This is a genomic window from Chromatiaceae bacterium (assembly GCA_016714645.1).
Lineage (GTDB): Bacteria > Pseudomonadota > Gammaproteobacteria > Chromatiales > Chromatiaceae > M0108.
In genome coordinates this window covers 50,643-75,610 of record JADKCI010000001.1, presented here as the reverse complement: position 1 = coordinate 75,610, position 24,968 = coordinate 50,643, and the positions used below count along the sequence as shown (strand labels likewise).

At 66.7% G+C, this 24,968-nt stretch carries 14 protein-coding genes and 3 pseudogenes; 9 read left to right on the top strand and 8 right to left on the bottom strand.

From position 1 onward, the window contains the following. Positions 1 to 62: 62 nt before the first annotated feature. Genes IPN92_00325 through IPN92_00315 form a run of 3 tightly spaced genes read right to left on the bottom strand, consistent with a single transcriptional unit; the run spans position 63 to position 1,055 of the window. Positions 63 to 407: a two pore domain potassium channel family protein gene (locus IPN92_00325; protein MBK8636777.1), complete on the bottom strand. Its 345-nt coding sequence runs from the start codon at positions 405 to 407 to the stop codon at positions 63 to 65. 14 nt (positions 408 to 421) lie between these two features. Next, complete coding sequence (locus tag IPN92_00320; protein MBK8636776.1) at positions 422 to 847, bottom strand: PIN domain-containing protein; 426 nt, start codon at positions 845 to 847, stop codon at positions 422 to 424. Continuing rightward, positions 834 to 1,055 carry a MerR family transcriptional regulator gene (locus tag IPN92_00315; protein MBK8636775.1) on the bottom strand — a complete coding sequence of 74 codons (222 nt, stop codon included), beginning with the start codon at positions 1,053 to 1,055 and terminating at the stop codon, positions 834 to 836. Before IPN92_00315 ends, IPN92_00320 begins: the two co-directional genes overlap by 14 nt. Before the next feature lie 205 nt (positions 1,056 to 1,260). Between IPN92_00315 and IPN92_00310 the strand changes: the two are divergent. Continuing rightward, positions 1,261 to 1,869 (top strand): annotated as a pseudogene (locus tag IPN92_00310) (transposase). Between the two features lie 351 nt (positions 1,870 to 2,220). Here the strand turns inward: IPN92_00310 and IPN92_00305 are convergent. Then, entirely contained in the window at positions 2,221 to 4,071 is a 1,851-nt protein-coding gene (locus IPN92_00305) for a peptidase M4 (GenBank protein ID MBK8636774.1), read from the bottom strand. Positions 4,072 to 4,075: 4 nt separating this feature from the next. Continuing rightward, positions 4,076 to 6,910: a caspase family protein gene (locus IPN92_00300; protein ID MBK8636773.1), complete on the bottom strand. Its 2,835-nt coding sequence runs from the start codon at positions 6,908 to 6,910 to the stop codon at positions 4,076 to 4,078. 238 nt (positions 6,911 to 7,148) lie between these two features. On the opposite strand from IPN92_00300, the pseudogene IPN92_00295 reads away from it, so the two are divergent. Next, positions 7,149 to 8,337, top strand: a pseudogene (locus IPN92_00295) (ISNCY family transposase). A gap of 1,002 nt (positions 8,338 to 9,339) precedes the next feature. On the opposite strand, the pseudogene IPN92_00290 reads toward IPN92_00295, so the two are convergent. The 3 genes and pseudogenes from IPN92_00290 to metH form a co-directional block, all read right to left on the bottom strand. Then, positions 9,340 to 10,289: pseudogene (locus tag IPN92_00290) on the bottom strand (IS481 family transposase). A gap of 79 nt (positions 10,290 to 10,368) precedes the next feature. Continuing rightward, positions 10,369 to 10,962, bottom strand: a complete 594-nt coding sequence (locus IPN92_00285) for a hypothetical protein (GenBank protein MBK8636772.1) — start codon at positions 10,960 to 10,962, stop codon at positions 10,369 to 10,371. A gap of 89 nt (positions 10,963 to 11,051) precedes the next feature. Continuing rightward, positions 11,052 to 14,756, bottom strand: a complete 3,705-nt coding sequence (gene metH / locus IPN92_00280; GenBank protein ID MBK8636771.1) for a methionine synthase — start codon at positions 14,754 to 14,756, stop codon at positions 11,052 to 11,054. A gap of 193 nt (positions 14,757 to 14,949) precedes the next feature. Here metH and IPN92_00275 point away from each other — a divergent pair, with 193 nt between their 5' ends. From IPN92_00275 to pmbA, 7 genes are all read left to right on the top strand, one after another. Then, a complete protein-coding gene (locus IPN92_00275; GenBank protein MBK8636770.1) occupies positions 14,950 to 15,174 on the top strand; it encodes a hypothetical protein in 225 nt (74 codons plus the stop codon). Between the two features lie 8 nt (positions 15,175 to 15,182). Continuing rightward, complete coding sequence (rlmH, locus tag IPN92_00270; protein MBK8636769.1) at positions 15,183 to 15,653, top strand: 23S rRNA (pseudouridine(1915)-N(3))-methyltransferase RlmH; 471 nt, start codon at positions 15,183 to 15,185, stop codon at positions 15,651 to 15,653. Between the two features lie 134 nt (positions 15,654 to 15,787). Then, positions 15,788 to 17,242 (top strand): ribonuclease G, encoded by a 1,455-nt coding sequence (gene rng, locus IPN92_00265; GenBank protein ID MBK8636768.1) that lies wholly within the window; start codon positions 15,788 to 15,790, stop codon positions 17,240 to 17,242. A 28-nt stretch (positions 17,243 to 17,270) separates the two neighbouring features. Next, positions 17,271 to 20,951: a TIGR02099 family protein gene (locus IPN92_00260; GenBank protein ID MBK8636767.1), complete on the top strand. Its 3,681-nt coding sequence runs from the start codon at positions 17,271 to 17,273 to the stop codon at positions 20,949 to 20,951. Positions 20,952 to 21,212: 261 nt separating this feature from the next. Then, the gene (locus tag IPN92_00255) at positions 21,213 to 22,046 is read left to right on the top strand and encodes a carbon-nitrogen hydrolase family protein (protein ID MBK8636766.1); all 834 of its coding nucleotides are present in this window, start codon (positions 21,213 to 21,215) and stop codon (positions 22,044 to 22,046) included. Between the two features lie 108 nt (positions 22,047 to 22,154). Continuing rightward, on the top strand, positions 22,155 to 23,597 hold the full coding sequence (gene tldD, locus IPN92_00250; GenBank protein ID MBK8636765.1) for a metalloprotease TldD: 1,443 nt from the start codon (positions 22,155 to 22,157) through the stop codon (positions 23,595 to 23,597). Between the two features lie 19 nt (positions 23,598 to 23,616). Beyond that, a complete protein-coding gene (gene pmbA, locus IPN92_00245; GenBank protein ID MBK8636764.1) occupies positions 23,617 to 24,966 on the top strand; it encodes a metalloprotease PmbA in 1,350 nt (449 codons plus the stop codon). Positions 24,967 to 24,968: the final 2 nt, after the last annotated feature.

The following is a 24,968-nucleotide window of genomic DNA, read 5'->3' as shown; positions in this document are numbered from 1 at the left end:
CAGCGAGGAGTGCCACCGACCCATCTATCCCGCCGTGTTTGGGATCGGCCTGGGGCGGGTGGCTAATTCTTGGGTTGGTCCGCCGAGAAGGGGGCGTTTTGTGGGTCCCGGCCGGTGATGCGGGCGTATTGGGCGGCATGGAAGGGCCTGAGCATCATCATCATGATGCCCGTGGTCCAGGCGAAGGAGAACATGCCGGACAGGGCGATGATCATGGTCATCACTTTCCAGCCTTCGGGCATCAGATCGCTGTTGTAGCCGACGGTGGTATAGGTACTGCCGCAGAAGGTGATGGCTTGACGAAGGGTGTCCACCAAGTCCAGTTGAAAGACGAGGATGGCCCAGAGGCCCTCGTGCTTAAAAGCGAAAGTGAGATGGCCGCTGAAAGTCGGCGTGTTACTGGCCACCTAAACTGACCCACCTACCGGCTCTCGGGCTTGAATGGATTGGCAATTCGCAGACCGTCGATGACGCGTCCGTCCTGCATGTCTTCGGAATACAGCACCCGCCATTGGGCCTTGAGCGCCATGGTGACGATCAAGGCATCCCAAATCGAAAAGCCGTGCAGGCGGTGGAGATCAATGGCGCGCAGGATGTCGTCGTGGCCAATGCTCAGCATCTCCAAGCGGCCAAAGAGCTCGACCTTGCGGCGCGCGACGGCCGCATCGACGCCCAGCTTGCGGGTGACCGCGGCGAAGTACTCCTGCAACACCTGCGTGGACAGCACGCCGTTTCCAGTTGCCCATCCCGCGCGCAACAGCGACAAGCTGGTTGCCTGCTTGGCCGGTGCGTCGGCGTCGTCGGTGTAAACCAGAACGTTGGTGTCCAGGAAGCTACGTTCTTTCATGCAGCTCGTCGCGGTCGAAGTGCCAGCCTCGGGAATGACCTGTCCCGCTCAGCGATTCGAGCTCCTGCCAATCCGCGCGGTGGTGCTCCACGCCCGTCAGCCGTGCAAGCTCGTCGCGAATCAGTTGATTGAGGCTCTGCCCGCGAGCAGCCGCGACCTTGCGCGCTGCCGACAGCGTCTTCTCATCGATGGAAAGGGTGATACTCATATCACAGGCCCCGCTTACACTGGTTATGTGCAAATTAGCAGGGCATGGCGGAAATTTCCAGGACGTCGGATGCGGCAAGTGCGGCGAGACCGATCTGTCTAGCGCCACGCCGACAGCGAGCGCTACCCCCACGAATGTTGAAACCACCAACGCTTGATGATTCCCGGTCACAAAGGGTGCGTGGAACGTCCCTCGCTAAGCATGCTGTGCCCGTCCGCCCTTCGCCCTTGAGCGCCTCGAGCAGGTCAACGATGAGCGGATCGTCTATCGCCTGCCGAGGCCCCAGCGCGACGGGCGCACCGCGCTGTCCCTCATCCCGCTGGAGTTCATCGACCACCTCGCGGCCCTGATCCCCCCGCCGCGGCTGCACCGCCATCGCTACCATGGGGTGCTCGCACCCAATGCGCCACTGCGCCTGGCCGCCACCGCCTACGGGCGCGATGCGGACCCCGACCTGACTCACCCACCGCCTGTGGCGGCTGCGCCGCCACCTTCACCGCCCGCTGCCGCGCCACCCAGTCACCGCTCCCCGGCGCACTACCTGTGGGCCATGCTGCTCGCACGCCTGTTCGCGTCGCTGCCCTTGGCCTGCCCCAACTGCGGTGCCGACATGCGCATCATCGCCTTCGTTACCGAAGCGGCCCCGCTGCGGCGGATACTCAACCACATCGGCGAACCCCCCGAGCCGCCACGCATCAGCCCGGCCCGCGGACCGCCGGCCTGGGACGACCCACCGGTCGAGGCCGTACCCGACTGGGACGCCCTGGCGCAACCCTCACCCGAGTACGTCTTCAACCAGGAAGTGCAGTGGTAGCCTCCTTCCGTCCTCGCCACCGGCCAGCGACGCGCCGCTGCCTGCACCCAGGCCGCCGGCAGACCACCCCTCACGCCCACTCGGCCCCCTCCGAGAGGGCTACCTCGCCCCCGTTCCTGCCAGTCAGCTCCCTCGCGGGGCTTGCCGGGCCTTGCCACGCCCCTCCCGGCGATGCTACGTTAGCGCTGCTTCAGCCGCCGGTGCGGTTGAACTTCCTATCCCTATCCCTATCCCTATAGGCAGTCCTCATCTGCCGCGGTAGCGGCTTCGTCCAACCTGCGCCCTGCTCGATTGCGAACCCGGTGTGAGACCAGCGTTCTCTCGCCGGCACGATAAGCTCGGTGGCGGCGCTCATGGCGTTTTAGGCTCGTGGAGAAGCTTAAATGCGTTGCTGATCGGCGCTAGCGCGCCCCCTCGCAGCTCGCAAAACGGCCTTCCCGCGCCGTGGATGAATTCCCGCTGGCTGGTGAGCCGATCCTCGTTGAGGACGTTTTTCGCGATGACGTAACGGAATTCGCCCTTGGGGCCGATGATCACGGTTGCGCCGCCGAAGGTGTCGAAGGCGCCGCGCGGATCGCGGACGGTGCGGCGTTGCGTGACTTCGGCCACGAGGTCGAAGACGATCTGGCCATCCGGGCCGACGCGACGGGAACTGCGGATCGATTGCACCCGCGGCAGGTCGACGGTGTCTTCCCCGAGCTCGGGGTCGTTGCTGCGCGCCAGACCGAAGTGTGCGAGGTGCTCAGGGCGACCGACCACCGCGCCGAGGGCGCGCGCCTGGCGGAGTAACTCCTCCGGACTGGCCGGGGCCGCGGGATCGCCTGCAAACTGTAGCCGCGCGAAGCTCAACTCCGGGATGCTCGCGACGGAAAGCGCCGGCGCCTGCCAGCGCAGGCTCTCCTCCGAAAGGCTGCTCAACTGCGGCGGGTAGATGCCGCGTACGCGAAAGGCGTCGATGAGCGCCTCGCGATAACCCCACGGGTCGTCGGGCACGAGGTCGTGATCCGCGGTGATCAGCGCCCGGAGATACTCGCCGAGGGCGATGTCCACCGGCGGGCAGTAGTCAATCGCGCGGATGCAGATGCCGAGGAATTGCTCCGCCAGCTTGCTGGCCTCCTCTGCGAAGATGTCTCGTAGATCGGCCGGCGCCTGGCTCGGAGGAAGACGGCCGGCGCCGGCGGTTGCGAGGCGGACATAACGCTCGACCTTGCGGTTGAAGATCGACATCCACGCCTCGAAGACCGCCTGGACCAACACCTCACCGATTTCATGCGCCCCCTGCGTCGGATCGTATCGTTTCGGTTCATGCTTTGCATCGGCCATGTGCTTGAAAGCCGTGCGCAAGGGCTGGATCGAGCCGCGGCTCTGCGAAAATTGATGAGCGATCCCGGTCAGCAGGGTCGCGTCTTCGAGGTGACCCTCCGACCGGCGGATGGCCGCTTGCACCACCTCGCGGTGACTGAAATGCTGAAAGACCGCGACGAGATCGGCAAAGCCTTCGTGGAAGCCGAGGACGTCGGGACCGGTCGGCTGGCAGAAGTGCGCCCGCAGACCGTCGAGCAGGGCATGCGTGACCTCGTGCGCAATGATGTCGTGCGAGAGGCAGGTGTAGACGACGCCGCCCGGCGGAGTGCGGCCGTGGGGTTTGTCGGTGGCGGAGAAGTAACCAAAGAGCAGTTCCCCGGTCGTGCGGTCGTAGAACGCGTTCTGACCGACAAAGGCATGCGGCAGGATGCGTAACCGCGTCGGTTGTCCCTCTTCCCCCGGGCGCGCATCGAAATCCCAACTCACATGGCGTCCGAGCGCCTTGCGGAAGGTTTGGTAGACCGTCGCGCAAACGACATAGACCATCTGCTGGTGGAACAGCGGGTTCGTCGTCGATGGGGTGTGGCCGTTGCGGAGCAGGACGGTGCGGTCGTCGAGGTCGGCACGACCCCAGTGGGTCCCTTGGGCCGCGTCCACATCGTCCACTGCGAAAACCGCGCCGATGGGTCCAGGCTGGAGCGGTTCGTAGGGCGCCTTGACCTCGGCAACCGCGCCGTCCCGTTGGGAGACGGCGGGGTCCAGGCTGAAGATCCGCAGTGGACGATGCATCGGATCGTCCGGCTTGCGCTCGTAGGGCCGGCCTTGCGCGGCGCGTTGGACGCCCTCGTCGATGGTGAAGTCGCGCCCTTCCGCCGCGCCTGGATTCTCCGCTTTCATGGCCCTAACCGCGCACGAGGCGAGCTGTGTCTTCGAGGAGGCGTGCGACATCCTCGCGGGAGTCGCCGGGGCTGCCCGGCTGGCTGGCGATGGCGCGTCCGCCCGCGGGGGAGGAGACGGGTGCGAGGAGCAAGCGGCCTCGCAAGTGGGGGGTGCAGTGGAGTTCCGGGTTCTGGCTGGGATTCGGCCCAAAGGCGCTGATCACGCGGGTCTGGAAATCGGCATTGGTCAGGCCGTCGATTCCGGTGGCGAGAACGCGCGTGGCCTGTACGGTGAAGTGGCCGTGACCGTTGCTTTCGAGCGCCACCTCCTGCGAGCGGCAGGCGCAAAAGAGCACTTCGCGCGCCTGATCGTAGACCCCGCGCGAGGTCGAGGCCCGGCTGCCGTCGAGCGTTGCGCGGAAGGCCGCGTGCGCCGCCTTCATTTCCGGCGTGGCCGTGACGAAGCGTTTCTTTACGGCGCCGCCAGTCGTCGTGGCCGATGGCGTGCCGATGGCGAACCGCGTGATCGTCCCGGAGTGGCAGCAGTCCGTGAAGACGGTGACGCCGACGCCGTCCGGGATCGTGTTGAAGAGGGCGGCGAGGTCGTCGTCGATTACGAAGCGCCCGCGGTCGAAGTCCACCGGGCAGAGCGCCTCGTCCAGCCCCGGCGAGTCGCCCCCCGCTTCGTCGCCGTTGAGATCGGGAAGCTGGGTGCCGTGGCCGGCGAACTGGAAGGCGAGGACATCACCCGCCCGGCTCGAACGGATCAGGTCGCTGAGTTCGCGCATGATCGCGCTGCGGGTGGCCTGTTCGTCGATAAGGAGGATCGGGGTGTCGAAGCCGAGCGCGCGGAAGGTCTCGCGCCAGGCGCGGGCATCGTTCGCGCAGCCCTCGAGCGGGGCCGTGGGATAGCGATCGATCCCGACGCACAGGGCGCGCCGGCCGCCGCCGCCCGCGGAGGGGGCGGCGGTCGGCGTGAGGGACGTTGGCGCTTGCGGGGAGGTCGTGGACGGCCGAACGTATTCGGCCAGCGCGGGGTCGAGATGGCTGAGCGAGTCGATCAGGCCGAGCCCGCGCTCTTCCGTACCCGTAAAGGGCGTGACCTCCTTGTCCAGGATGCGCTGCGCGACGCTTTGCATGGTCGGCGCGTCATTGTTGAAGCCGCCGTGGGTGCGCGAGGTCGTCGCCGAGCGTCCCGTGGTGTCTTTCGACACGGACCAGATGACTTCCCCGGCCGCGTTGCCCTTGCGGTCGAGGTCGAAGAGCCGCTTCAGCCTGGCGTTGTCGCGGATGGATTCTTCGAGGCCGAGGATCGGGGTCTTGCGGTCCGGCTCCAGCCCGTAGTAAATGAGATAGAGGAGCGACTTGCGGTAGACCGAGAAGCAGTTGTCATCCTCTTCGAAGGCGCGTGCCATGGTGAAGACGCTGAGGTGATCGACGCCCTTGTCTTTGCCGATCCTCTTCAGCAATTGCTGCTCGAAGGTATCGACCCGGACGGCCGGTGCGAGGAAGTGCAAGCTACGGAAATTCGGGGCGCCCTCATCGAGCGCAGCGGGGACAAAGTAGGCGTGAAAGATCGAGCCTGCGCTATGACCAACCGCGTGCAGCTCGACGCGATCTTTGTATGCGTCACAGAATGCCTTGAGCTTGCGCGCGGCGTAGCGCGCGCCGCCGTTTGCGTCCGACGCCCGCTCGGCGCTGACCTTCATCCCGGACCAGATCTTCACGCCCCCGAGGGTGCGGGCGGCCGTCTCGATCAGGAAATCACTGGGCGCGGCGAAATCGATGTCGCGTCGGCGCCCGGGCGCGATGAGCTGGCCGAGCGTTTCGAGCAAGCCCGTCTCCCAAACGAAGTGAATCGGGTAGGCGCCGTTTGCCTTCCACCACTCGACCTGCTCGACCGCGGTGAGTAGCCCGCTTTCCTCCGAGGTCAGCCCGCCGTGCGCGTAAAAGACGATCGGAATCTTCCCACCCCGCTGCGCCGCCCACGTCGGCAGATGCTCCTCGAAGATCGCGTCCACATCCGCCTCGCGCGTCTTGAAGAGTCCCTCCGACGACAAGCGTCCGAGGTTCAGATTGATGACGTGAGGCTGTAGCTGGTGGAGCGCCTCGGGTGTGAGCAACTCGCCGCCACCCCGCGCGCCATGACCCGCCGGAGCGGGGACGGTGCTGCGGGAAAACGCCGCCTCGCTCGTCGAGTCGTGGAGGCAACCCTCGGCATCGACATCGTTCGTCGCGACGGTGGTACGCAACGTATCGATGACCCGAAAGATCGCGCGGGCGCTGTCGTTGAACGGGAAGTTCCGGGGGGCGGCGCGCGGCGCCGCCTGGGCGTCGATCTCGGCGCGGATCTCGGCGACCTCCTTGAGTATCGTCTCGTAATCCACGCCACTGCCGGGGCAGGTCTTGCTGGACATGCGGTTGTGGAAGCGGAGCGTGTCCGGCTTCAGCTTGAAGTGCCTTTGCACGAGGGCGATGACGGACAGGACCGTGTGTTTCTGCGGGCCGTCGAAGGGATCCTTGCCGACATCGAAATCCCCGATGATCTCGAACATAAACGGCCCGGCGGTGCGGTTGCCATTAAAGCCCGAGGCGCTGGCAGGCGGCTGGTTCCAATTGCGTCCGGTCCAGATGCTCCCGTCCGGCGCGATGGAAATGTGCTGCGCGATATCCGACCAACCGTTGGTCTGGGTATGAAAGGTCCACATGCCCTCGATCGTGGACAGGCCCCGGTACTGACTGCGATTGGGCCGCCAGGTGTGGTGCATGTGCACGGACTCGATGGCGCGAGTGAATGGGAATTTTTCGAGCAGCTCGGCGAACTGGTCGAGGGTGATTTGGTGAAATGGCTTGGGCATGGTCTTGATCCGCCTTTGGGTTGCAGAAAAGTCCGAAGTCGTGTCGCAGTCTTCCATTGGTGCTTAAGTCAGTCACAGAAAGTCTTCAGTACCTTAGACCCATGATCTGGTAATGCTTATGGCCTGGCAAGTGCTAAAGACTTATTTGTTAGCCCAAAGTAGTAATGTCCCCTTTGTGCAGTTTAGAAATGTCCCCTTTTGGTTAACGGGGGGGGCGATGCCAGAGGAGATGATCGAGTTGACGAAGCGAGCGCTACACCGCCTGAAGGTCGTCGAGGCGGTCACGGACCGGCGGCTGACACAGGCGGAGGCCGGGCGGCAAATGGGACTCACGACGCGGCAAGTGAAGCGTCTGGTGGCGGCCTACCGGGCGCAGGGGGCCGCGGGACTGGTCTCCCGGCGCATCGGGGAGCCGTCGAACCGACGGCTCAAGGAGCCGCTACGCGAGGCGATTCGCGCCCTGCGGGGGGCGGTGGCGACCCAAGCGGCGCAAGGCCGCGCGGGCACATCAGCTACGCGAGCGGCGAGGGCGCTTCGGCGAGCTGATCCAGATCGACGGCTCACCCCACGACGGGTTTGAGGGGCGCGGCCCGCGCTGTACCCTGATCGTTTTCATCGACGACGCCAGCGGGCGCCTGGTGCAGTTGTGGTTTGCCCCCAGCGAAACCACCGCAGTCTACATGCAAGTGCTACGGTGGCATCTGGAGCAGTACGGGCGGCCGGCAGCGTTCTACTCCGACCGCCATAGCCTCTTCCGCATCACCCAGGTGGAGCCCGCCAACGGCGCCACCACCACCCAGTTCGGACGCGCCCTCACCGGACTTGAGATCGAAGCGATCCACGCCCGCACCCCGCAGGCCAAGGGGCGCGTAGAGCGGGCCAACCAGACCCTCCAAGACCGGCTGGTCAAGGAGTTGCGTCTGCGCGGCATTAACGATCTGGAGAGCGCCAACGTCTACCTGCCGGAGTTCATGGCCGACTTCAACCGGCGCTTCGCAGTAGCCCCCAGTTCAGGAGAGGACGCCCATCGTCCCCTCGTGCATCGCCCGCGGGAACTGGACCTGCTGCTCTCGGAGCAGGAGGAGCGGACCCTGTCCAAGAACCTCACCGCGCAGTACCGCAACGTCGCCTATCAGCTGCAACACCCTGGACCGGGATACCGCCTACGCGGGGCTAAGGTGACTGTCTGCGCCCTAGCCGACGGGGGAGGTCGTGCTGCTCGGGAGGGCCGCGAGCGGCCTTACACCACCTACCGCAAGGGGGAGCAACCGCCGCCGGTCGCGGACGAGAAGACCCTCAACGAGCGGGTCGATGGCGCTCTTGACAAGCAACAACGGCAGCGTGCCAAGCCGGCCCTCGATCACCCGTGGCGCCAGGCCGTGGCGAGGGCAGCCGCCCGCACCGCCACCTCATCCGCCGCCCCCTGACCCCGCACGACCACACGCCGCCGGCTGGGCGGGCCAGACGCCCGTCGCCCTCCGGGCTCCTGCCGTCTGGCCCGCCCAGCCGGCGTACCCCCCGGTTCTACCCCCTCCCTAGCCGAGCCGAGCCGCTAACAGGGGACATCTCTATTTTGGACAGAAGGGGACATTTCTACTTTGGGTTGACAGTGCTAAAGACTTATTGTGGGTGACTTACTGCGTCCCGGGGGAATGCTGGCGTGCCCCGTCTTGCCCAACGCGTCCTGCGCCTGATGGTAGTGTAGTTACACACATAACGGGTCTGCGATAGCTGGATATGCACAGGGTGGCGCGCCTTGAAGGCGAACGGAAATCCTGCGCACTCTGGTATGAGTTTTCCTGGTATCTCAGAGGTTGTGAAAATATCGACGACCGTAGCGAGGGCGACCCTGAGCGCCTGTGGCAAGGCGCGCTACGCGAACAGGGCGGGAGTTTAGCGGGCTAAATGACCGTCCTGTTCGCGTAGCGCAACGCCGCCACGGGTGCTCAGGGGCGTCCGCAGTAGGTCGGCGATTTTTTCACAACCTCTCAGCCGAACGGCGGCAGCGATCAACAGGCTGGGGTTTGTAACCCGACCCGCAACGATTAGCTTCAACTGATCTCGCTGTAACGGTGCGGGCGGGATTACAAATCCCGTCCTGCTGCGGGCAACGTGCTGTATCCCGTTGCATCCATCCTTCCGGTGGACGCCAAGGGGGGCATGTGCCGCGTGGGGCAAGCGGGGCCGACGGCTCGCAGAGCCGCAGGCAGGCCGCGTAGACCCGCAGTGGCGAACGATGGGGTTACATGCGCTTCGCGAGCGCGGCGGCGCGGGGTCGGCCATCCCGTCCAGTGATTCGGCCTTCAAAACGATTAATTCCAAGGTGGGTGGCGCAAAAGCGCAGATATTCCAGCCACTGTCCCTTTTCCTCGCCGGGAGCCAGGAACGGCGGGATCCAAGGTTTGTCAAGAACCGTGAGATTCTATACCTTAATTCTTGAACAATTCTGGGCGTTTCTCCTGCCAATCCCCTCAGCGCTTGCGCGGGCGAGAGGTGTCCTAACGCTTTCTGCGGGATCTGGTGATTATACAATCGCACATAGCGTGTCAGGGTCTCTTCTAGGGTGGCGGCCGCATCGTAGTGCGTGGTGGCCAGCACCTCGCTGATGCGGCCATTGAAGCGTTCGACCATGCCGTTAGCCTGGGGATGACGGGGCTTGATCAACCGGTGGTCGATGCCGTGGGTATCGCAGGTGCGATCAAAGCGATGACGCCCGGTGGGATCGCGTTCGCCGGCGGCGCAACAGCGATCGGTAAACGCGTTGTCGTTATCGGTCAACACCTTTTGGACCTTGAAGGGCGCTGTGGCGGCGAGCCGCTGGAGAAATTCGGCGGCATTGTTCGCCGTCTTTTCGCCCCAGATTTCCACGTAAATCCAGCGGGAGGCGCGATCAATGGCCACGCACAGGTACCGATGCGCGGTCTCGTCTGGCAGGGGCGGAAGAGCCTTGATATCGGCGTGAATGAATCCAGGCACATCATCCTTAAAGGTTTTCTTTTGGTTGCTCCTCGTCTTCCGGCTGGGGAATCAGGGCTTGGAGATTGGAGACGCCATGCCGCCGCAGGCAGCGATCCATGCCTGAACGCGAGACGGCGGGATTGAGGAACTCGCGGGTCACCGCCAGCAAGTCATCCAAGGAGAGGAACAAGGTGGTGCGTAACGCGACGACAACCCGCTCTTGGGCCGGCGTCAGGGTCGCATGGAGGCGATGGGGACGATGTGAGGCATCTTCGCCGGTTTCGCGCTGCCGCCATTTACGCACCGTGGCGCGATTCAGGTGGTACTCGCGGGCCAGTTCGCGCTCTGACTTGGTGGATTCGCGCAGTTCCTGGCGAATCGCGGGCGTGGTCCGCGCATTTTTATGCAGGTTCAGATTCATGGTTCGCCGGTCTCCGGTCAGTCGTTGCCCTAATAACGGATCACTTCGTGTCGGTATATAATCATACGGGGCTTGAAAGCTAGTTCTTGGGTTGGTCCGCCGAGAAGGGGGCGTTTTGCGGGTCCCGGCCGGTGATGCGGGCGTATTGGGCGGCATGGAAGGGCTTGAGCATCAGCATCATGATGCCCGTGGTCCAGGCAAAGGAGAACATGCCGGACAGGGCGATGATCATGGTCATCACTTTCCAACCTTCTGGCATCAGATCGCTGTTGTAGCCGACGGTGGTATAGGTACTGCCGCAGAAGGTGATGGCTTCACGGAGGGTGTCCACCAGGCCCAGTTGGAAGACGAGGATGGCCCAGAGGGTGATTTCGCCCAGGTGGGTCATCATGAGTAAAAACATGCTGAAAAGAAACAGCATTTCCACCCGCCAATAGGTCCGCCGGTGCAGCATGTCACGGCTGCGCTGCATGAACCAGGGGTAGACGAACGCGATGCAGAGGCCATGAAAGAAAAGGACGGCCATGAGGCCCGCGCCGCCGAATAAAAAGTCCAGGAGGTCGTAGTTGACCGCGAGGCTGTCAAGGTGCTCGACGACCTGGGGCGGCACAACGGGGGCCATGGCCTGTGCGACCGCCTCGGCGACTGGTCCGGGTGGGACGGGGTCCGGCATCTCAAAGGCTCCTGACGGGCAAGGGTAGTGGCGGAGGCCTGGGACAGGGCGTTACCCCGCCCCATGCGGGCTTGCCGCGGGCCGGGGCCCTAGCCGCCACCCGGTTCGTAGGCCAGATTGGGCGCCAGCCAGCGCTCCATCTCGGCCAGGTCGAGGTTCTTGCGCTCGGCGTAGTCGACCACCTGGTCCCGGCCGATCTTGCCGACGGCGAAGTAGCGGGCTTCGGGGTGGGAGAAGTAGAGGCCGCTCACCGCCGCCGTGGGCACCATGGCCTTGGATTCCGTGAGCCAGATGCCGGTCGTGCGCTCCGCGTCCAGCAGTCGCCAGAGGATATCCTTTTCGGTGTGGTCCGGACAGGCCGGATAGCCGAGGGCCGGGCGTATGCCCTGGTAGCCTTCGGCGATCAGGTCCTGGCTGCTCAGGTCCTCGTCCGCCGCGTAACCCCAGTGGCGCTGGCGCACCCGCAGGTGGAGGGTTTCGGCCAGGGCCTCCGCCAGGCGATCCGCCAGGGCCTTGAGCATGAGGGCTGAATAGTCGTCGTTATCGGCCTCGAAGGCGGCGACCCGTTCGTCGATGCCGATGCCAGCGGTACAGGCAAAGCCGCCGAGATAGTCGTTGAGCCCGGTGTCCAGGGGGGCGATGAAGTCCGTCAGGCACTCGTTGGCCTTGCCGGGGGGCTGGCGGCCCTGCTTACGCAGGCCATGGAAGCTGGCGATGGGCTCGAAGCGCTCCTCGCTGGCGAAGACCTGGATGTCGTCGCCGACGCTGTTGGCCGGAAAGATGCCAATGACGGCGGCGGCCCGCAGCCAGCGCTCCTTGACGATGTGCTCCAGCATGGCGTGGGCGTCATCATAAAGCTTGCGCGCCTCCACGCCCTTGTCCGCGTCCTCCAGGATCTGGGGAAAGCGCCCCTTGAGCTCCCAGGCGTGGAAAAAGAAGGTCCAGTCGATATAGGGGGTGATCTCCCCCAAGGGGATGTCCGGGAAGACCTGGAGGCCGGGCTCCCGGGGCGCGGGGGGCTGGTAATGCTCCCAGTCGATGGGGGTGGCGTTGGCGCGGGCCTCGGCGAGGGTGACCAGATCCTTGCTTTCGTTGGCGGCGGCGCGGCGTGCCCGGACCTGGACGTATTCCTCGGCGATGCCCCGCGTGTAAGGCCCCTGCAATTCCGCGGAGAGCAGTTGGCCGACCACGCCCACGGCGCGGGAGGCATCGGGGACATAGACCACCGGATGATCGTACTTGGGCGCTATCTTCACCGCCGTGTGGGCCTTGGAGGTGGTGGCCCCGCCGATCAGGAGCGGTAGGGTAAAGCCCTGGCGCTGCATCTCCGCCGCCACCAGGACCATCTCCTCCAGCGAAGGGGTGATGAGGCCAGAGAGGCCGATGATGTCCACGTCCTGGTCGCGGGCCTGCTTGAGGATGGTCGCGGTGGGGACCATGACCCCCAGGTCGATGACCTGATAGTTGTTGCACTGGAGGACGACGCCGACGATGTTCTTGCCGATGTCGTGGACGTCGCCCTTGACCGTGGCCATGAGCACCTTGCCGGCGGCCTTATGCACGCCACCGGCCTTCTCAGCTTCCAGGAAGGGCTGGAGATAGGCCACCGCCTTCTTCATGACCCGGGCGGATTTGACCACCTGGGGCAGGAACATCTTGCCCGCGCCGAAGAGGTCGCCGACCTGATTCATGCCATCCATGAGGGGTCCCTCGATGACCTTGAGGGGTGACCCCAGCACCTGGCGGGCCTCTTCCGTGTCCGCCTCCACGTATTCCGCGTTGCCCTTGATCAGGGCCTGGGCCAGGCGCTTGGCCACCGGCCAGTCACGCCAGGCCAGGTCCTGCTTGACCGCCCCCCCGACGACCCCGCCCTGGAAGCGGCCCGCCAGCTCGATCAGGCGCTCGGTGGCATCGCCGCCGTCCTTGGGGGTGCGATTGAGGACCACGTCCTCCACCGCCTCCTTGAGTTCGGGATCGATCTCGTCATGGATCGCCAGTTGCCCGGCGTTGACGATGCCCATGTCCATGCCAGCGCGCACGGCGTGGTAGAGAAAGACGGCGTGGATGGCCTCCCGCACCGGGTCGTTGCCCCGGAAGGAAAAGGAGACATTGGAGACGCCGCCTGAGACCAGGGCATGGGGCAGGCTGGCCTTGATGGCGCGGGTGGCCTCGATGAAATCGACGCCATAGTTGGCGTGCTCCTCGATGCCGGTGCCGATGGCGAAGATGTTGGGGTCGAAGATGATGTCCTCGGCCGGGAAGGCGAGGCCCTCCGTCAGCAGCCGGTAGGCGCGGGTGCAGATCGCGACCTTGCGGGCCTGGGTGTCGGCCTGGCCCTGTTCGTCGAAGGCCATGACGATGACGGCGGCGCCGAGACGGCGGCAGAGTTTGGCCTGGTGGAGAAATTTCTCCTCGCCCTCCTTGAGGGAGATGGAGTTGACGATGGGCTTGCCCTGGACGCACTCCAGCCCGGCGGCGATGATCTCCCACTTGGAGGAATCGATCATGAAGGGCACCCGGGCGATGTCGGGCTCCGTGGCGCAGAGGTTGAGGAAGCGGCGCATGGCGGCGACGCCATCCAGCATGGCCTCGTCCATGTTGAAGTCGATGACCTGGGCGCCGTTCTCGACCTGGGCCCGGCAGATGTCCAGGGCCTCCTCGTAATTACCTTCGAGGATGAGGCGCTTGAATTTGGCCGAGCCGGTGACGTTGGCGCGCTCGCCGACGTTGACGAAGTTGAGGGCCTTGTCGATGTTGAGGGGCTCCAGCCCGGACAGCCGGCAGGCTGGGGCCAGGCTGGGCAGGCGGCGGGGTCGCTTGCCCGCCACCGCCTGGGCAATGGCGCGGATGTGGTCCGGAGAGGTGCCGCAGCAGCCGCCGACGATGTTGAGCAGGCCCGCCTCGGCCCACTCGGCGATCTCCTTGGCCATCGCGGCGGGGCCCAGGTCGTAGCCGCCCATCTCGTTGGGCAGGCCGGCGTTGGGGTGGGCGGAGACATGGGTCTCGGCGACGCGGGCCATCTCGGCGACATACTGGCGCAGCTCATAGGGCCCCAGGGCGCAGTTGAGGCCGATGGAGATGGGCTGGACGTGACGCAGGCTGTTATAAAAGGCCTCCGTCGTCTGGCCGGTCAAGGTGCGGCCCGACTGGTCGGTGATGGTGCCCGAAATCATGACCGGCAGGCGCTGGCCCTGCTTCTCGAAGACCTCCTCGCAGGCGACGATCGCCGCCTTGGCGTTGAGGGTGTCGAAGATGGTCTCGATCAGCAGCAGATCGGCCCCGCCCTCGATCAGGCCCTCGGCGGCCTCGACGTAGGCCGCGACCAGGGTCGGGAAGTCCAGGTTGCGGAAACCGGGGTCGTTGACGTCTGGCGAGATGGAGAGGGTACGGTTGGTCGGCCCCAGGACACCGGCCACGAAGCGCGGCTTATCCGGGGTCGCGGCGGCGTCCGCCAGCCCCCGCGCCAGGCGCGCGGCGGCCAGGTTGATCTCGCGGCTCAGGTCCTCCATGCCATAGTCGGCCATGGAGATGCGGTTGGCGTTGAAGGTGTTGGTCTCCAGGATGTCGGCGCCGGCCTCCAGGTAGGCCTGGTGGATGCCACCTATCACCCGCGGTTGGGTCAGGGTCAGCAGGTCGTTGTTGCCCTTGAGGTCCCGGGGCCAGTCCGCGAAGCGCTCGCCACGATAGTCTGCCTCGCTCAGGCTGTGACGCTGGATCATGGTGCCCATGGCGCCATCCAGGATGAGGATGCGTTCGGTCAGCAGGGCCTGAAATCGGGACGACAAATCTTGCATGGGGAGAACCTGCTCAGGTGGTGGCGCCGAGTTTGGGGACCCGGGGACTTTAGATCTGAATTATATACCGAAGCCCCACGGCCAAATCCGGCCAGGCCAAATGATGACCAAAGGGGGGAAAAGGCGACGCTATACCTATATCATGTCCCGAAGTGGGCCCGGATGGGCCCCATCCCCAATGAGGTATCCGAATATGACCGATCGACTCATGATCCTGCCGAGCAAGGACCCCGGGCGGGTCCGGCTGGTGACTATCCCCACGGACATCTCCCCCCACGAGGCTTACCGCTATATTACCGGTCTTGTGAGCGAAGTACCCCGCGAGGACGAGGAGAGCTGGCTGGAAGCCGTGATGGACACCCTGGAGGATAAGGGCTTCGGGCAGGTGCCCTTCCTGCTCGGCCCCGCCCTGGACTGAAGGGGGCGGTGCGCATCCATCTGTTGAGCGTCGGCCGGCGCATGCCGGTCTGGGTGGATGCGGGTTACCGGGAATACGCCAAACGCCTGCCCCCCGAGTGCGCCCTGCGCTTGGTCGAGATCGAGCCGGGACACCGGGGCAAGGGGGCCAGCGCCGAGGTGGCCCGGCGGGAAGAGGGGGTGCGGCTACTGGCTGCCCTGCCCAAAGGCGCGCAACTCGTGGCCCTGGATGAGCGGGGCACCGCCTGGAGCACGGCGCAACTGGCGCGGGAACTGGCGGGTTGGCTGGGGGAGGGCCGGGACCTGGCCCTGCTGGTCGGGGGTCCCGAGGGCCTGGACGAGGCCTGCCGCGCCCGTGCCGACCGTATCTGGTCCCTGTCGCCCCTGACCTTCCCGCACCCCCTGGTCCGGGTCATTCTGGCCGAGCAGCTTTACCGGGCATGGAGCCTCCTCGGGGGTCATCCTTACCACCGGGCCTAGCGGTTGGGCCTGCCGCTCCGCGCGACGGCGCTCTTGCTCGCCGAGGAGGGAATTCTTTTGCTGGGCGATGGCCTAACCGGATGTTCGTCCCCACTTTCCACTTCATAAACCGCTACTGAATCCCAAGGGCCGCCATGAGTGAGGAAATCCTGGTCAATGTCACGCCGCCGGAGACCCGCGTCGCCGTGGTCGAAAATGGCGTGGTGCAGGAGATCATCATCGAGCGGCTGGAACGCTGTGGCCTGGTGGGCAACATCTATAAGGGCCGCATCTGCCGGGTGCTGCCAGGGATGCAGGCGGCCTTCGTCGAGATCGGCCTGGAGCGGGCCGCCTTCCTGCACACCTCCGATATCGTCGGCGTCGAGGGCGAGCCCCGAGGCGATCAGATCCACGATCTGGTGAGCGAGGGCGATACCTTGGTGGTGCAGGTGGTCAAGGACCCCCTGGGCACCAAGGGCGCCCGCCTCACCACCAATATCTCCATCCCGTCGCGCTACCTGGTCTTCATGCCCACCCTGCAAAACACGGGGGTGTCCCAGAAGATCGAGGACGAGGAGGAGCGCCGCCGCCTGCGCGACATCCTCCAGCGCTTCGTCAATGAGCATGAGGGCGAGGGCGGCTTCATCGCCCGCACCGCGGCGGATGGAATCACCGAGGAGGCCCTGATCAATGACATGAGCTTCCTCGCCAAGCTCTGGCATGACATCAAGGAACGCTGTCGTACCGCGCGCGAGATAGGTCTGATCCACGAGGATCTGCCCCTGGCCCTGCGCGCCCTCCGCGACCTGGTGGGCCCCGAGGTGGAGCGGGTTCGCTTCGACTCCCGCATGACCATGGACAAGGCCATCGCCTTCGCCGACCAGTACATCCCCGATATCCGTGAACGGCTGGAGTATTACCAGGGCGAACGGCCTCTCTTCGACCTTTACGGCGTGGAGGAGGAGATCCAGAAGGCCCTGCAGCGCAAGGTGCAGCTCAAGTCCGGCGGCCACCTGGTCATCGACCAGACCGAGGCCATGACCACCATCGATGTCAACACCGGGGCCTTCGTCGGCCACCGCAACCTCGAGGAGACCATCTTCAAGACCAACCTGGAGGCGGCCCAGGCCATCTGCCGCCATCTGCGCCTGCGTAACCTGGGCGGCATCATCATTATCGACTTCATCGACATGATGGACGAGGACCACAAGCGCCAGGTGCTCCGCGCCCTGGAAAAGTGCCTGTCCCGGGATCACGCCAAGACCCACATCAGCGAGGTCTCCTCCCTCGGGCTGGTAGAGATGACCCGCAAGCGCACCCGCGAATCCCTGGAGCATGTCCTCTGCGAGCCCTGTCCCTGTTGCGGGGGCCGCGGCACCGTCAAGACGGCGGAGACCACCTGCAACGAGATCTTCCGCGAGATCATGCGCGAGGCCCGCCAGTTCGAGGTCGAGACCCTGCTGGTGCTGGCCTCCCAGGATGTCATCGATCGCTTGTTGGACGAGGAATCGGGGCATCTGGCGGAGCTGGAGGAATTCATCGGCAAGCCGATCCGGCTGCAGGCCGAGGCCCTCTATCCCCAGGAACAGTACGACGTCGTGCTGATCTAGTCCTTCCCCGGTCGCGATTTCCCGCTTCATGCCCCCCGTCCCGAGGTCCCTGGCCTCGCGCCTCTGGCGTTTCCTGGTGATATTCAGCCTGGTCGTGGGTCTGCCCCTGGCCGCGGTCAGCCTGGCCCTGCCGGTTGTGGAGGACTGGCTGCGGGCACCCCTGGCGGCGGCCTTGACCGAGCGGCTGGGGCTGGAGACGCGCCTGAGCCGCCTCCATCTGGGGTTGGCCGGCCTGGTGCCTCGGGTTACCCTGGAGGAGGTGGACCTGCTGGCCCCTGGCGACCCCCTTCCCCGACTCCAGCTGCGCCGCCTGCACATGGACCTGGACCCCCTGGCCAGTCTGGGCACCCTGAGCCCCCGGGTGACGGATATCACCCTCGAAGGACCGCGGCTGCGCCTGGCGCGGGGAGGGGATGGCCAGATCGCCCCCGCTGGGCCAGGGGCGGGCGGGGGCTGGGAGGTCGGCAAGCCGGAGGCCCTGGCGGCCTTTCTGGCCCAAGGCCGGTTGCGGCTGACGGATGGCGAGATCGAGTGGCTGGATCGGGACGCCGACGCCCCCGTCCTCCTCCTGTCGGACATCCATCTCGACCTCGATAATCGGGGCTCCGCCCACCGTCTTGATCTGGAGGCGCGCCTGGCCGCCGCCCCCAGCGCCGGGCTGCGAGTGACGGCGGATCTCCAGGGCGATGCGGGCCAGTTCGATGACTGGTCCGGGGTGCTGGATTTCACCCTGGACGCCGGCGAAGACCCGGGGCCGCCAACGGCGGGGCTCCTGCCCCAGGGCATCCAGGTGGCCGAGGAGCGGCTCGCCCTGGAGGGCCATTATCGGGTCCAGGGCTCGCGCCTGGCGGCGGGCCAGGCGCGGCTGCGCCTGGAGGGCCTGTCGCTCCAGGGCCAGGTTCCCGGCCAGGGGGCCCTGGGGTTTCAGGCGGCGCGGCTGGACCTGGACCTGACGACGGACCTGGCGGGCGGGCGGCTCCAGGTCGCCGGGGAGGGTCTGTACCTGAGCCTGCCAGGGGTCTTTGGCGACCGGCCACCGCTCCGGCTGGATCGCCTGGTCGGTCCCCTGACCTGGGTGCCCGCCGCCGATGGCGGGCTGCGACTGGCCAGCGACGGCCTGGAGGCCCTCAACCCGGACCTGGGCCTGAAGCTGCGTTTTACCCTCCAGGATCTGGGGACAGCCGCCCCCGGGGGTCCGGTGCTGGACCTTCAGGCCGAGATCCGCGACGCCCAGGCCGAGGTCATCCGCGACTATCTGCCGGACGCCAAGCTCAAGCCCCGGGCGCGCGCCTGGCTGGAGCGGGCCTTCCCCGCCGGCCGGGTACCCCGGGGGCAGGTCCTCTTCCGGGGCCGGCCCGCCGATTTCCCCTTCCGCCAGGATCAGGGCTATTGCCATGTCCTGCTCTGGGTCGAGGAGATGGCGCTGGATTTCCACCCCGACTGGCCGCCCCTGGAGGGGCTGGCGGGCCTGGTCCATTTTCACAACCAGGACATGAGCATCGCCACCACCGGCGGCGAGATCCTGGGCTTTCCGCTCGTCGATGCCCAGGCGGAAATTCTGGATCTGGCGGATGCCCAGCGGGTCAGGGTGCGGGGTTCCGCGCGCGGCGATTTTAATCAGGCCCTGGCCTTTCCCGAGGCGACGCCGCTGCGGGCCTCCCTGGGCGGCATTTCGGATCTCTTCACCGCCGATGGTCTGGTGGCTATCGAACTGAAGATGGACATTCCCCTCGGGCATGATCACCCCGAGGAGCGATTGGGCCTGACGGGGGCCCTGTCCTGGCCGGGCGCGGCCAGCCTGACCCTCGCGGGGGTGGACCTGGTCTTGGCGGATGTGCGGGGTGTCCTGGGTTTCAACCAGGATGGGGTGACGTCCTCCCGCCTCGAGGCCCAAGCCCTGGGCGCGCCCCTGAGCGTGACCCTGGACCGTATCCGGGCTGACAAGTCCCCGGCCAAGCTGACCGAGTTGCAGCTGACGGGCGCGACGGCCGCCAAGGCCCTGGCGGAGCGGCTGCCTCATCCCCTCTGGCGCCATCTGGAGGGCGAGATCCCTTGGGACCTGAATATCAGGATTCCCGATCCGCGATCGCCCGCGGGTATTCGCGCCCTCCAGGCCGATTTCACCCTGATCTCTGATCTTCAGGGTCTTGCGGTCAAGCTGCCCCAGCCATCAGGTAAGGCGCGGGCGGAGGCGCGGCCCTTGAGCCTGAACTGGCAATCCCAGGCGGGTCGGGATACCCAGGTGCGCGGTCGCTACGGCGATCTGGCCCTGAATCTGCTTTTCGCGCGCGATGGCAAGGGTGGGGCGGGGCTCAAACGCGGCGCCTTCGCCTTGGGGGAGGAGCAGGTGGAGCTGCCCGGCGGCGATGGTCTGCGCGTGACCGGCCAGCTGCCGGAACTGGATCTGAACGCCTGGCGGGACTGGGTGGCGGGCCTGACGGGCAATACGGGTGGCGGGGCGGGGCTGGGTAACCTCCGCTGGACGGTCGCCGATCTGGGCATCGACCGGCTGCAAGTCGGCCCCGTGCGACTCCAGGAGGTGCGCCTCGACCTGGAACAGGGCGCTCAGGCCTGGGATGTTCGCGTCAAGGCCCAGGAACTGGCGGGCCGCTTCTCCATCCCCCACAAGGCCCGAGCCCAGCCCCTGCGCGTCGAACTGGAGCGGCTGGACCTCAGGCCCCTGCTGGGCGCGGACCCGCCCAAGACTCCGGCCAGGCCGGCTGAATCCAAGGAGCCGCCCCGGTGGGCCGATCCGCGCCAGGCCTCGGCCCTGGACCTGGCGGTTGATCGGCTTCACTGGGCGGACAACGATCTGGGCCGCCTCACCCTGCGGGCCGCCGCGACGCCGCGGGGGCTCGCCATCGAGGAGCTACGCCTGACCGGCTCCTCCCGTATCAAGCTGACGGGGACGGGCACCTGGTCCCAGGAGGACGCCGAGCCGAGGACGCGCCTGGACCTGGATGCCAGCTCCGCAGATCTCGGGGAACTGCTGCGGCACCTGGATTACGCCAGCTACCTGGAACAGGCCCCCGGCGGGGTTCTGGCCCGGCTGTCCTGGCCCGGCGGTCCCGCCGACCTGAACCTGGCCGCCCTGGAGGGCGAGGTCGAAGTGCAGATCGGCAAGGGCAGCCTGCTGGAGGTGGACCCCGGGGTGGGCCGGGTGCTTGGGGTCCTCAATCTGGGGGCCTTGGGGCGCCGCCTCACCCTGGATTTCACCGACCTGTTTGACCGTGGCTTTGTCTTTGAGGGTATCACCGGTAAGTTGGGTATCCGCGCCGGCGGGGTGGAGTTACGCGAGCCCCTGGTCATCGAGGGGACGGCAGCGGAGGTCCGGATCACGGGGCGCGCCAATCTCATCGACGAGACCCTGGATCAGGTGGCCACCGTCACCCCGAGCCTGGGTGGGGGGGTGGCCCTGGCCAGCGCCATCGTCGCCGGTCCCCTGGTCGGCGCTGCCGTCCTGCTGGCCGACAAGGCCAGTGGGGGCGCCCTCGATGTGATCGGTCGGCATAGCTATGACATCCGGGGTCCCTGGGCCAACCCCGACATCGAACCCCGGGCCCGGCAGGAACCAGCCCCCGGGGACGAGGCCCTCAAGGGCGCGGTCGGCGCCCCGGATGCGCCCCCGAGGCCCAGGGCCAGCGATGGCCCGCCCCCCCAGGCCACCCGCCCGGAGCCGGAGGAGAACGCCTTTCTCCACCAACCCTGAGGGGCGACTCAGCAATCCATGACTCCGGCCCGGCTGGGGGCGCCCGGGGGGGCCGGGCTCCTACGGGTCGCTTGGATCCGTCGGCAGTGGGCAGAGGTGCTGGCCTTTTCCGGGACTCTTGGCCAAGGGTGCGAGTCCCATCGCCGACGCAGGTCAGGGCCGACGGGCCCCGCCAGCCTTTTGGTGTCGGGCCCCCAAGATGGTATCTTTCCTGAACCCGAACGCGGCCCGACCGCTTGAGTTGGAGACCTACCGCCTGCCATGTCGAGAAAACCCCGAGTAGCGGCCATTCAGATGGCCAGCAGTCCGCATGTGAGCGCCAATCTCCTGGAGGCGCGGCGTCTGATTCAGGAGGCCGTGGATGAGTCCGGTGCCAACCTGGTGGTCCTGCCGGAGAACTTTGCCTTCATGGGGGAACAGGATCGTGACCTGCTGGATTTGTGCGAGACCGAGGGCCGGGGGCCCCTGCAGGATTTTCTCGCCGAGATGGCGGTCCGGTACCGCATCTGGCTCGTCGGCGGAACCCTGCCGCTGACCGCTACCCAGCCGGACCGGGTGCGCGCCGCTTGCCTGGTGTTTAACGACCGGGGCGAGCGGGTGGCCCGTTACGATAAGATCCACCTCTTCGACGTCAAGCTGCCGGAAACGGGGGAGCACTACGAGGAATCCGCCACCATCGAGCCCGGCAACACCCCGGTGGTCCTGGATACGCCCTTCGGCCGGCTCGGGCTGTCGGTCTGCTACGACCTGCGGTTTCCCGAGCTGTACCGGGAGATGCTCGACGCGGGCATGGAGATCATGGCCCTGCCGGCCTGCTTCACCGCCATCACCGGCAAGGCCCATTGGGAGGTGCTGGTGCGGGCGCGGGCCATCGAGAATCTCTGCCATGTGGTCGCGGCGGCCCAGGGCGGCTATCACCGGAATGGGCGCGAGACCCACGGCCACAGCATGGTGGTGGACCCCTGGGGAAATGTCCTGGCCCAGGTGCCACGGGGTTCCGGCCATGTCTGCTGCCCCCTTGACGTGGAATTTCTGGGCTCGGTGCGGCGCAACTTCCCCGCCATCCAGCATCGCCGCCTGACCTGCCGCGTCTAGGCTTGAATTTCGCCGCCCCTCCCTCCAAGTCCGGTCTCGGACGACACCCGGCCCCCTTCACGATCAGCCGCCCCCGGGCGGCCTTGCCCAGGTCCTCACACTAAACCTATGACCGACGCCATCGCCATTGCCCGCGACCAGATCCTGAGTCCGGCGGGCCTCGATACGGGACACATCGAGCAGCTCCTCGGCCAGCTCAAGACCACCGCCATCGACGCCGCCGACATCTATTTCCAGTACAGCCGGCTGCAATCCTGGATGCTGGAGGACGGCATCATCAAGGATGGCAACTTCAATATCGAGCGGGGCGCCGGTCTGCGCGCCCAGAGCGGCGAGAAGACCGGCTTCGCCTATGCCGACGAGGTCCAGTTCGAGACCCTGCTGCAAGCCGCCAAGGCGGCGCGCGCCATCGCCCGTAGCGGCGGCGAGGGGCGGGTCAAGCTGGAGGGCATGGGGGCAGGCCGGCGCCTCTACGAGCCCATCGATCCCCTCGGCAGCCTCTCGGACGAGGACAAGGTGGCCTTGCTGCACCGGGTCGATGAAGAGGCGCGGCGCCTGGACCCCCGGGTGCGCCAGGTTATCGCCAGCCTGGTGGCGGTGCGCGACCTGGTCCTGATCGCCAGCGACGATGGCCGCCTGAGCGCCGACGTCCGGCCCCTGGTGCGGCTCAACGTCAGCGTCATCGTCGAGGACGGCGATCGCCGCGAGCAAGGGGCCAGCGGCGGTGGCGCCCGGGCTGATCTGGGCTACTTCCTGGCCGAGGACCGGGCCCTGGGCTATGCCCGGGAGGCCGTCCACCAGGCCCTGATCAATCTGGACGCCGATGCCGCCCCCGCCGGCAACATGACCGTGGTCCTGGGCCCGGGCTGGCCCGGGGTCCTTCTCCACGAGGCCATTGGGCATGGCCTGGAGGGTGACTTCAACCGCAAGGGCACCTCCGCCTTCGCCGGCCGCATCGGCGAGCGCGTTGCCGCCCCAGGCGTCACCGTGGTCGATGACGGCACCCTGGCTGGCCGGCGCGGCTCCCTCAACCTCGACGACGAGGGCACCCCGACCCAGAACACGGTCCTGATCGAGGACGGCATCCTGCGCGGCTATCTCCATGACCGGCTCAACGCCCGCCTCATGGGCGTCGCCAGCACGGGCAACGGCCGCCGCGAGTCCTACGCCCACCTGCCCATGCCGCGCATGACCAACACCTACATGCTGGCGGGGGATCGCGACCCGGCGGAGATCATCGCCTCGGTGGACAAGGGCCTCTACGCCGTCAACTTCGGTGGCGGCCAGGTCGATATCACCTCCGGCAAGTTCGTCTTCTCCGCCAGCGAGGCCTATCTGATCGAAAAGGGTCGCGTCGGCCGCCCCGTCAAGGGCGCCACCCTCATCGGTAACGGCCCGGACGTCCTCACCCGCGTCAGCATGATCGGCAACGACCTGGCCCTGGACCAGGGCGTCGGCACCTGCGGCAAGGAGGGCCAGTCCGTCCCCGTGGGCGTTGGCCAGCCCACCCTGCGCGTCGATGGCCTGACCGTGGGCGGAACTAACGGTTGATATGATGGAAATTCCCGACATGACCCAGACCGACCCCAACGACACCGCCGACCGCCTCGACCGGCTGGAGCGCATCGTGCGCGACCTGCTGGCGGAGGCCACCCGCCAGGGCGCCAGCGCCGCCGAGGCCGCCGCCAGTTCCGAGGCCGGCCTGGAGATCAGCGTCCGCCTGGGCGAGGTGGAGACGGTGGAGCATACCCGTGACAACGGTCTCGGCATAACCGTCTATTTCGGCCAGCGCAAGGGCTCCTCCAGTACCTCCGACCTCAGCCCCGAGGCCGTGCGTGATGCTGTCAGCGCGGCCTGCGCCATCGCCAGCCGGACTCAGGAGGATGCCTACGCCGGCCTCGCCGCCGCCGACCTCATGGCCCGCGACCTGCCGGAGCTGGACCTCTATCACCCCTGGCAGCTGGAACCGGACGTGGCCATCCAGCTCGCCGTCGCCTGCGAGGACGCTGCCCGCGGCTGCGACCCCCGCATCGTCAACTCCGAGGGCGCCAGCGTCTCCACCCAGGCCGGTCTCCATGTCTATGGCAACAGCCATGGCTTCGTCGCCGGCTATCCCAGCACCCGCCACGGCCTAAGCTGTGCCGTGGTGGCCCAGGAGGGGGAGAGCATGCAGCGGGACTACTGGTGGACCACGGCCCGCGCCGCCGCCGATCTGGAATCGCCCCAGGCGGTCGGTCGCCGGGCCGGCGAGCGCACCCTGGCCCGCCTTGGGGCGCGCCAGATTGCCACCCGCAAGGTGCCGGTCCTCTTCAGCCCCCTGACCGCCGCTGGCCTGCTGAGGTCCCTCACCGGGGCCATCAGCGGCTCCAGCCTCTACCGCCGGTCCAGCTTCCTCCTCGATCGTATCGACACCCGCATCTTCCCGGACTTCGTGCGCATCCACGAGCTGCCCCACCTGCGCCGGGGCCTCGGCAGCGCCCCCTTCGATGGCGATGGGGTCGCGACCCGCGCCAAGGATCTGGTCAGCGAAGGCATCCTGCGCACCTATCTGCTCGACGCCTACTCGGCCCGGCGCCTGGGCCTGGCCACCACCGCCAATGCCGGGGGCGTCCACAATCTCCACATCGAGCCCGGCCCCCTGGATCGCGCTGGCCTGCTGCGAGAGATGGGTACCGGTCTCTTTGTCACGGAACTCCTGGGCCATGGCACCAATCCCGTCACCGGCGACTATTCCCGGGGGGCCGCCGGCTTCTGGGTCGAGGGCGGCGAGATCCAGTTCCCGGTGGAGGAGATCACCATCGCAGGCAACCTCAAGGAGATGTTCCTGGGCCTGGTGGCGGTGGGTAACGACTGCGACTTTCCCGGCAGCACCCGCACCGGTTCCTGGCTGATCCGCGAGATGACCCTGGCGGGGGACTAGGG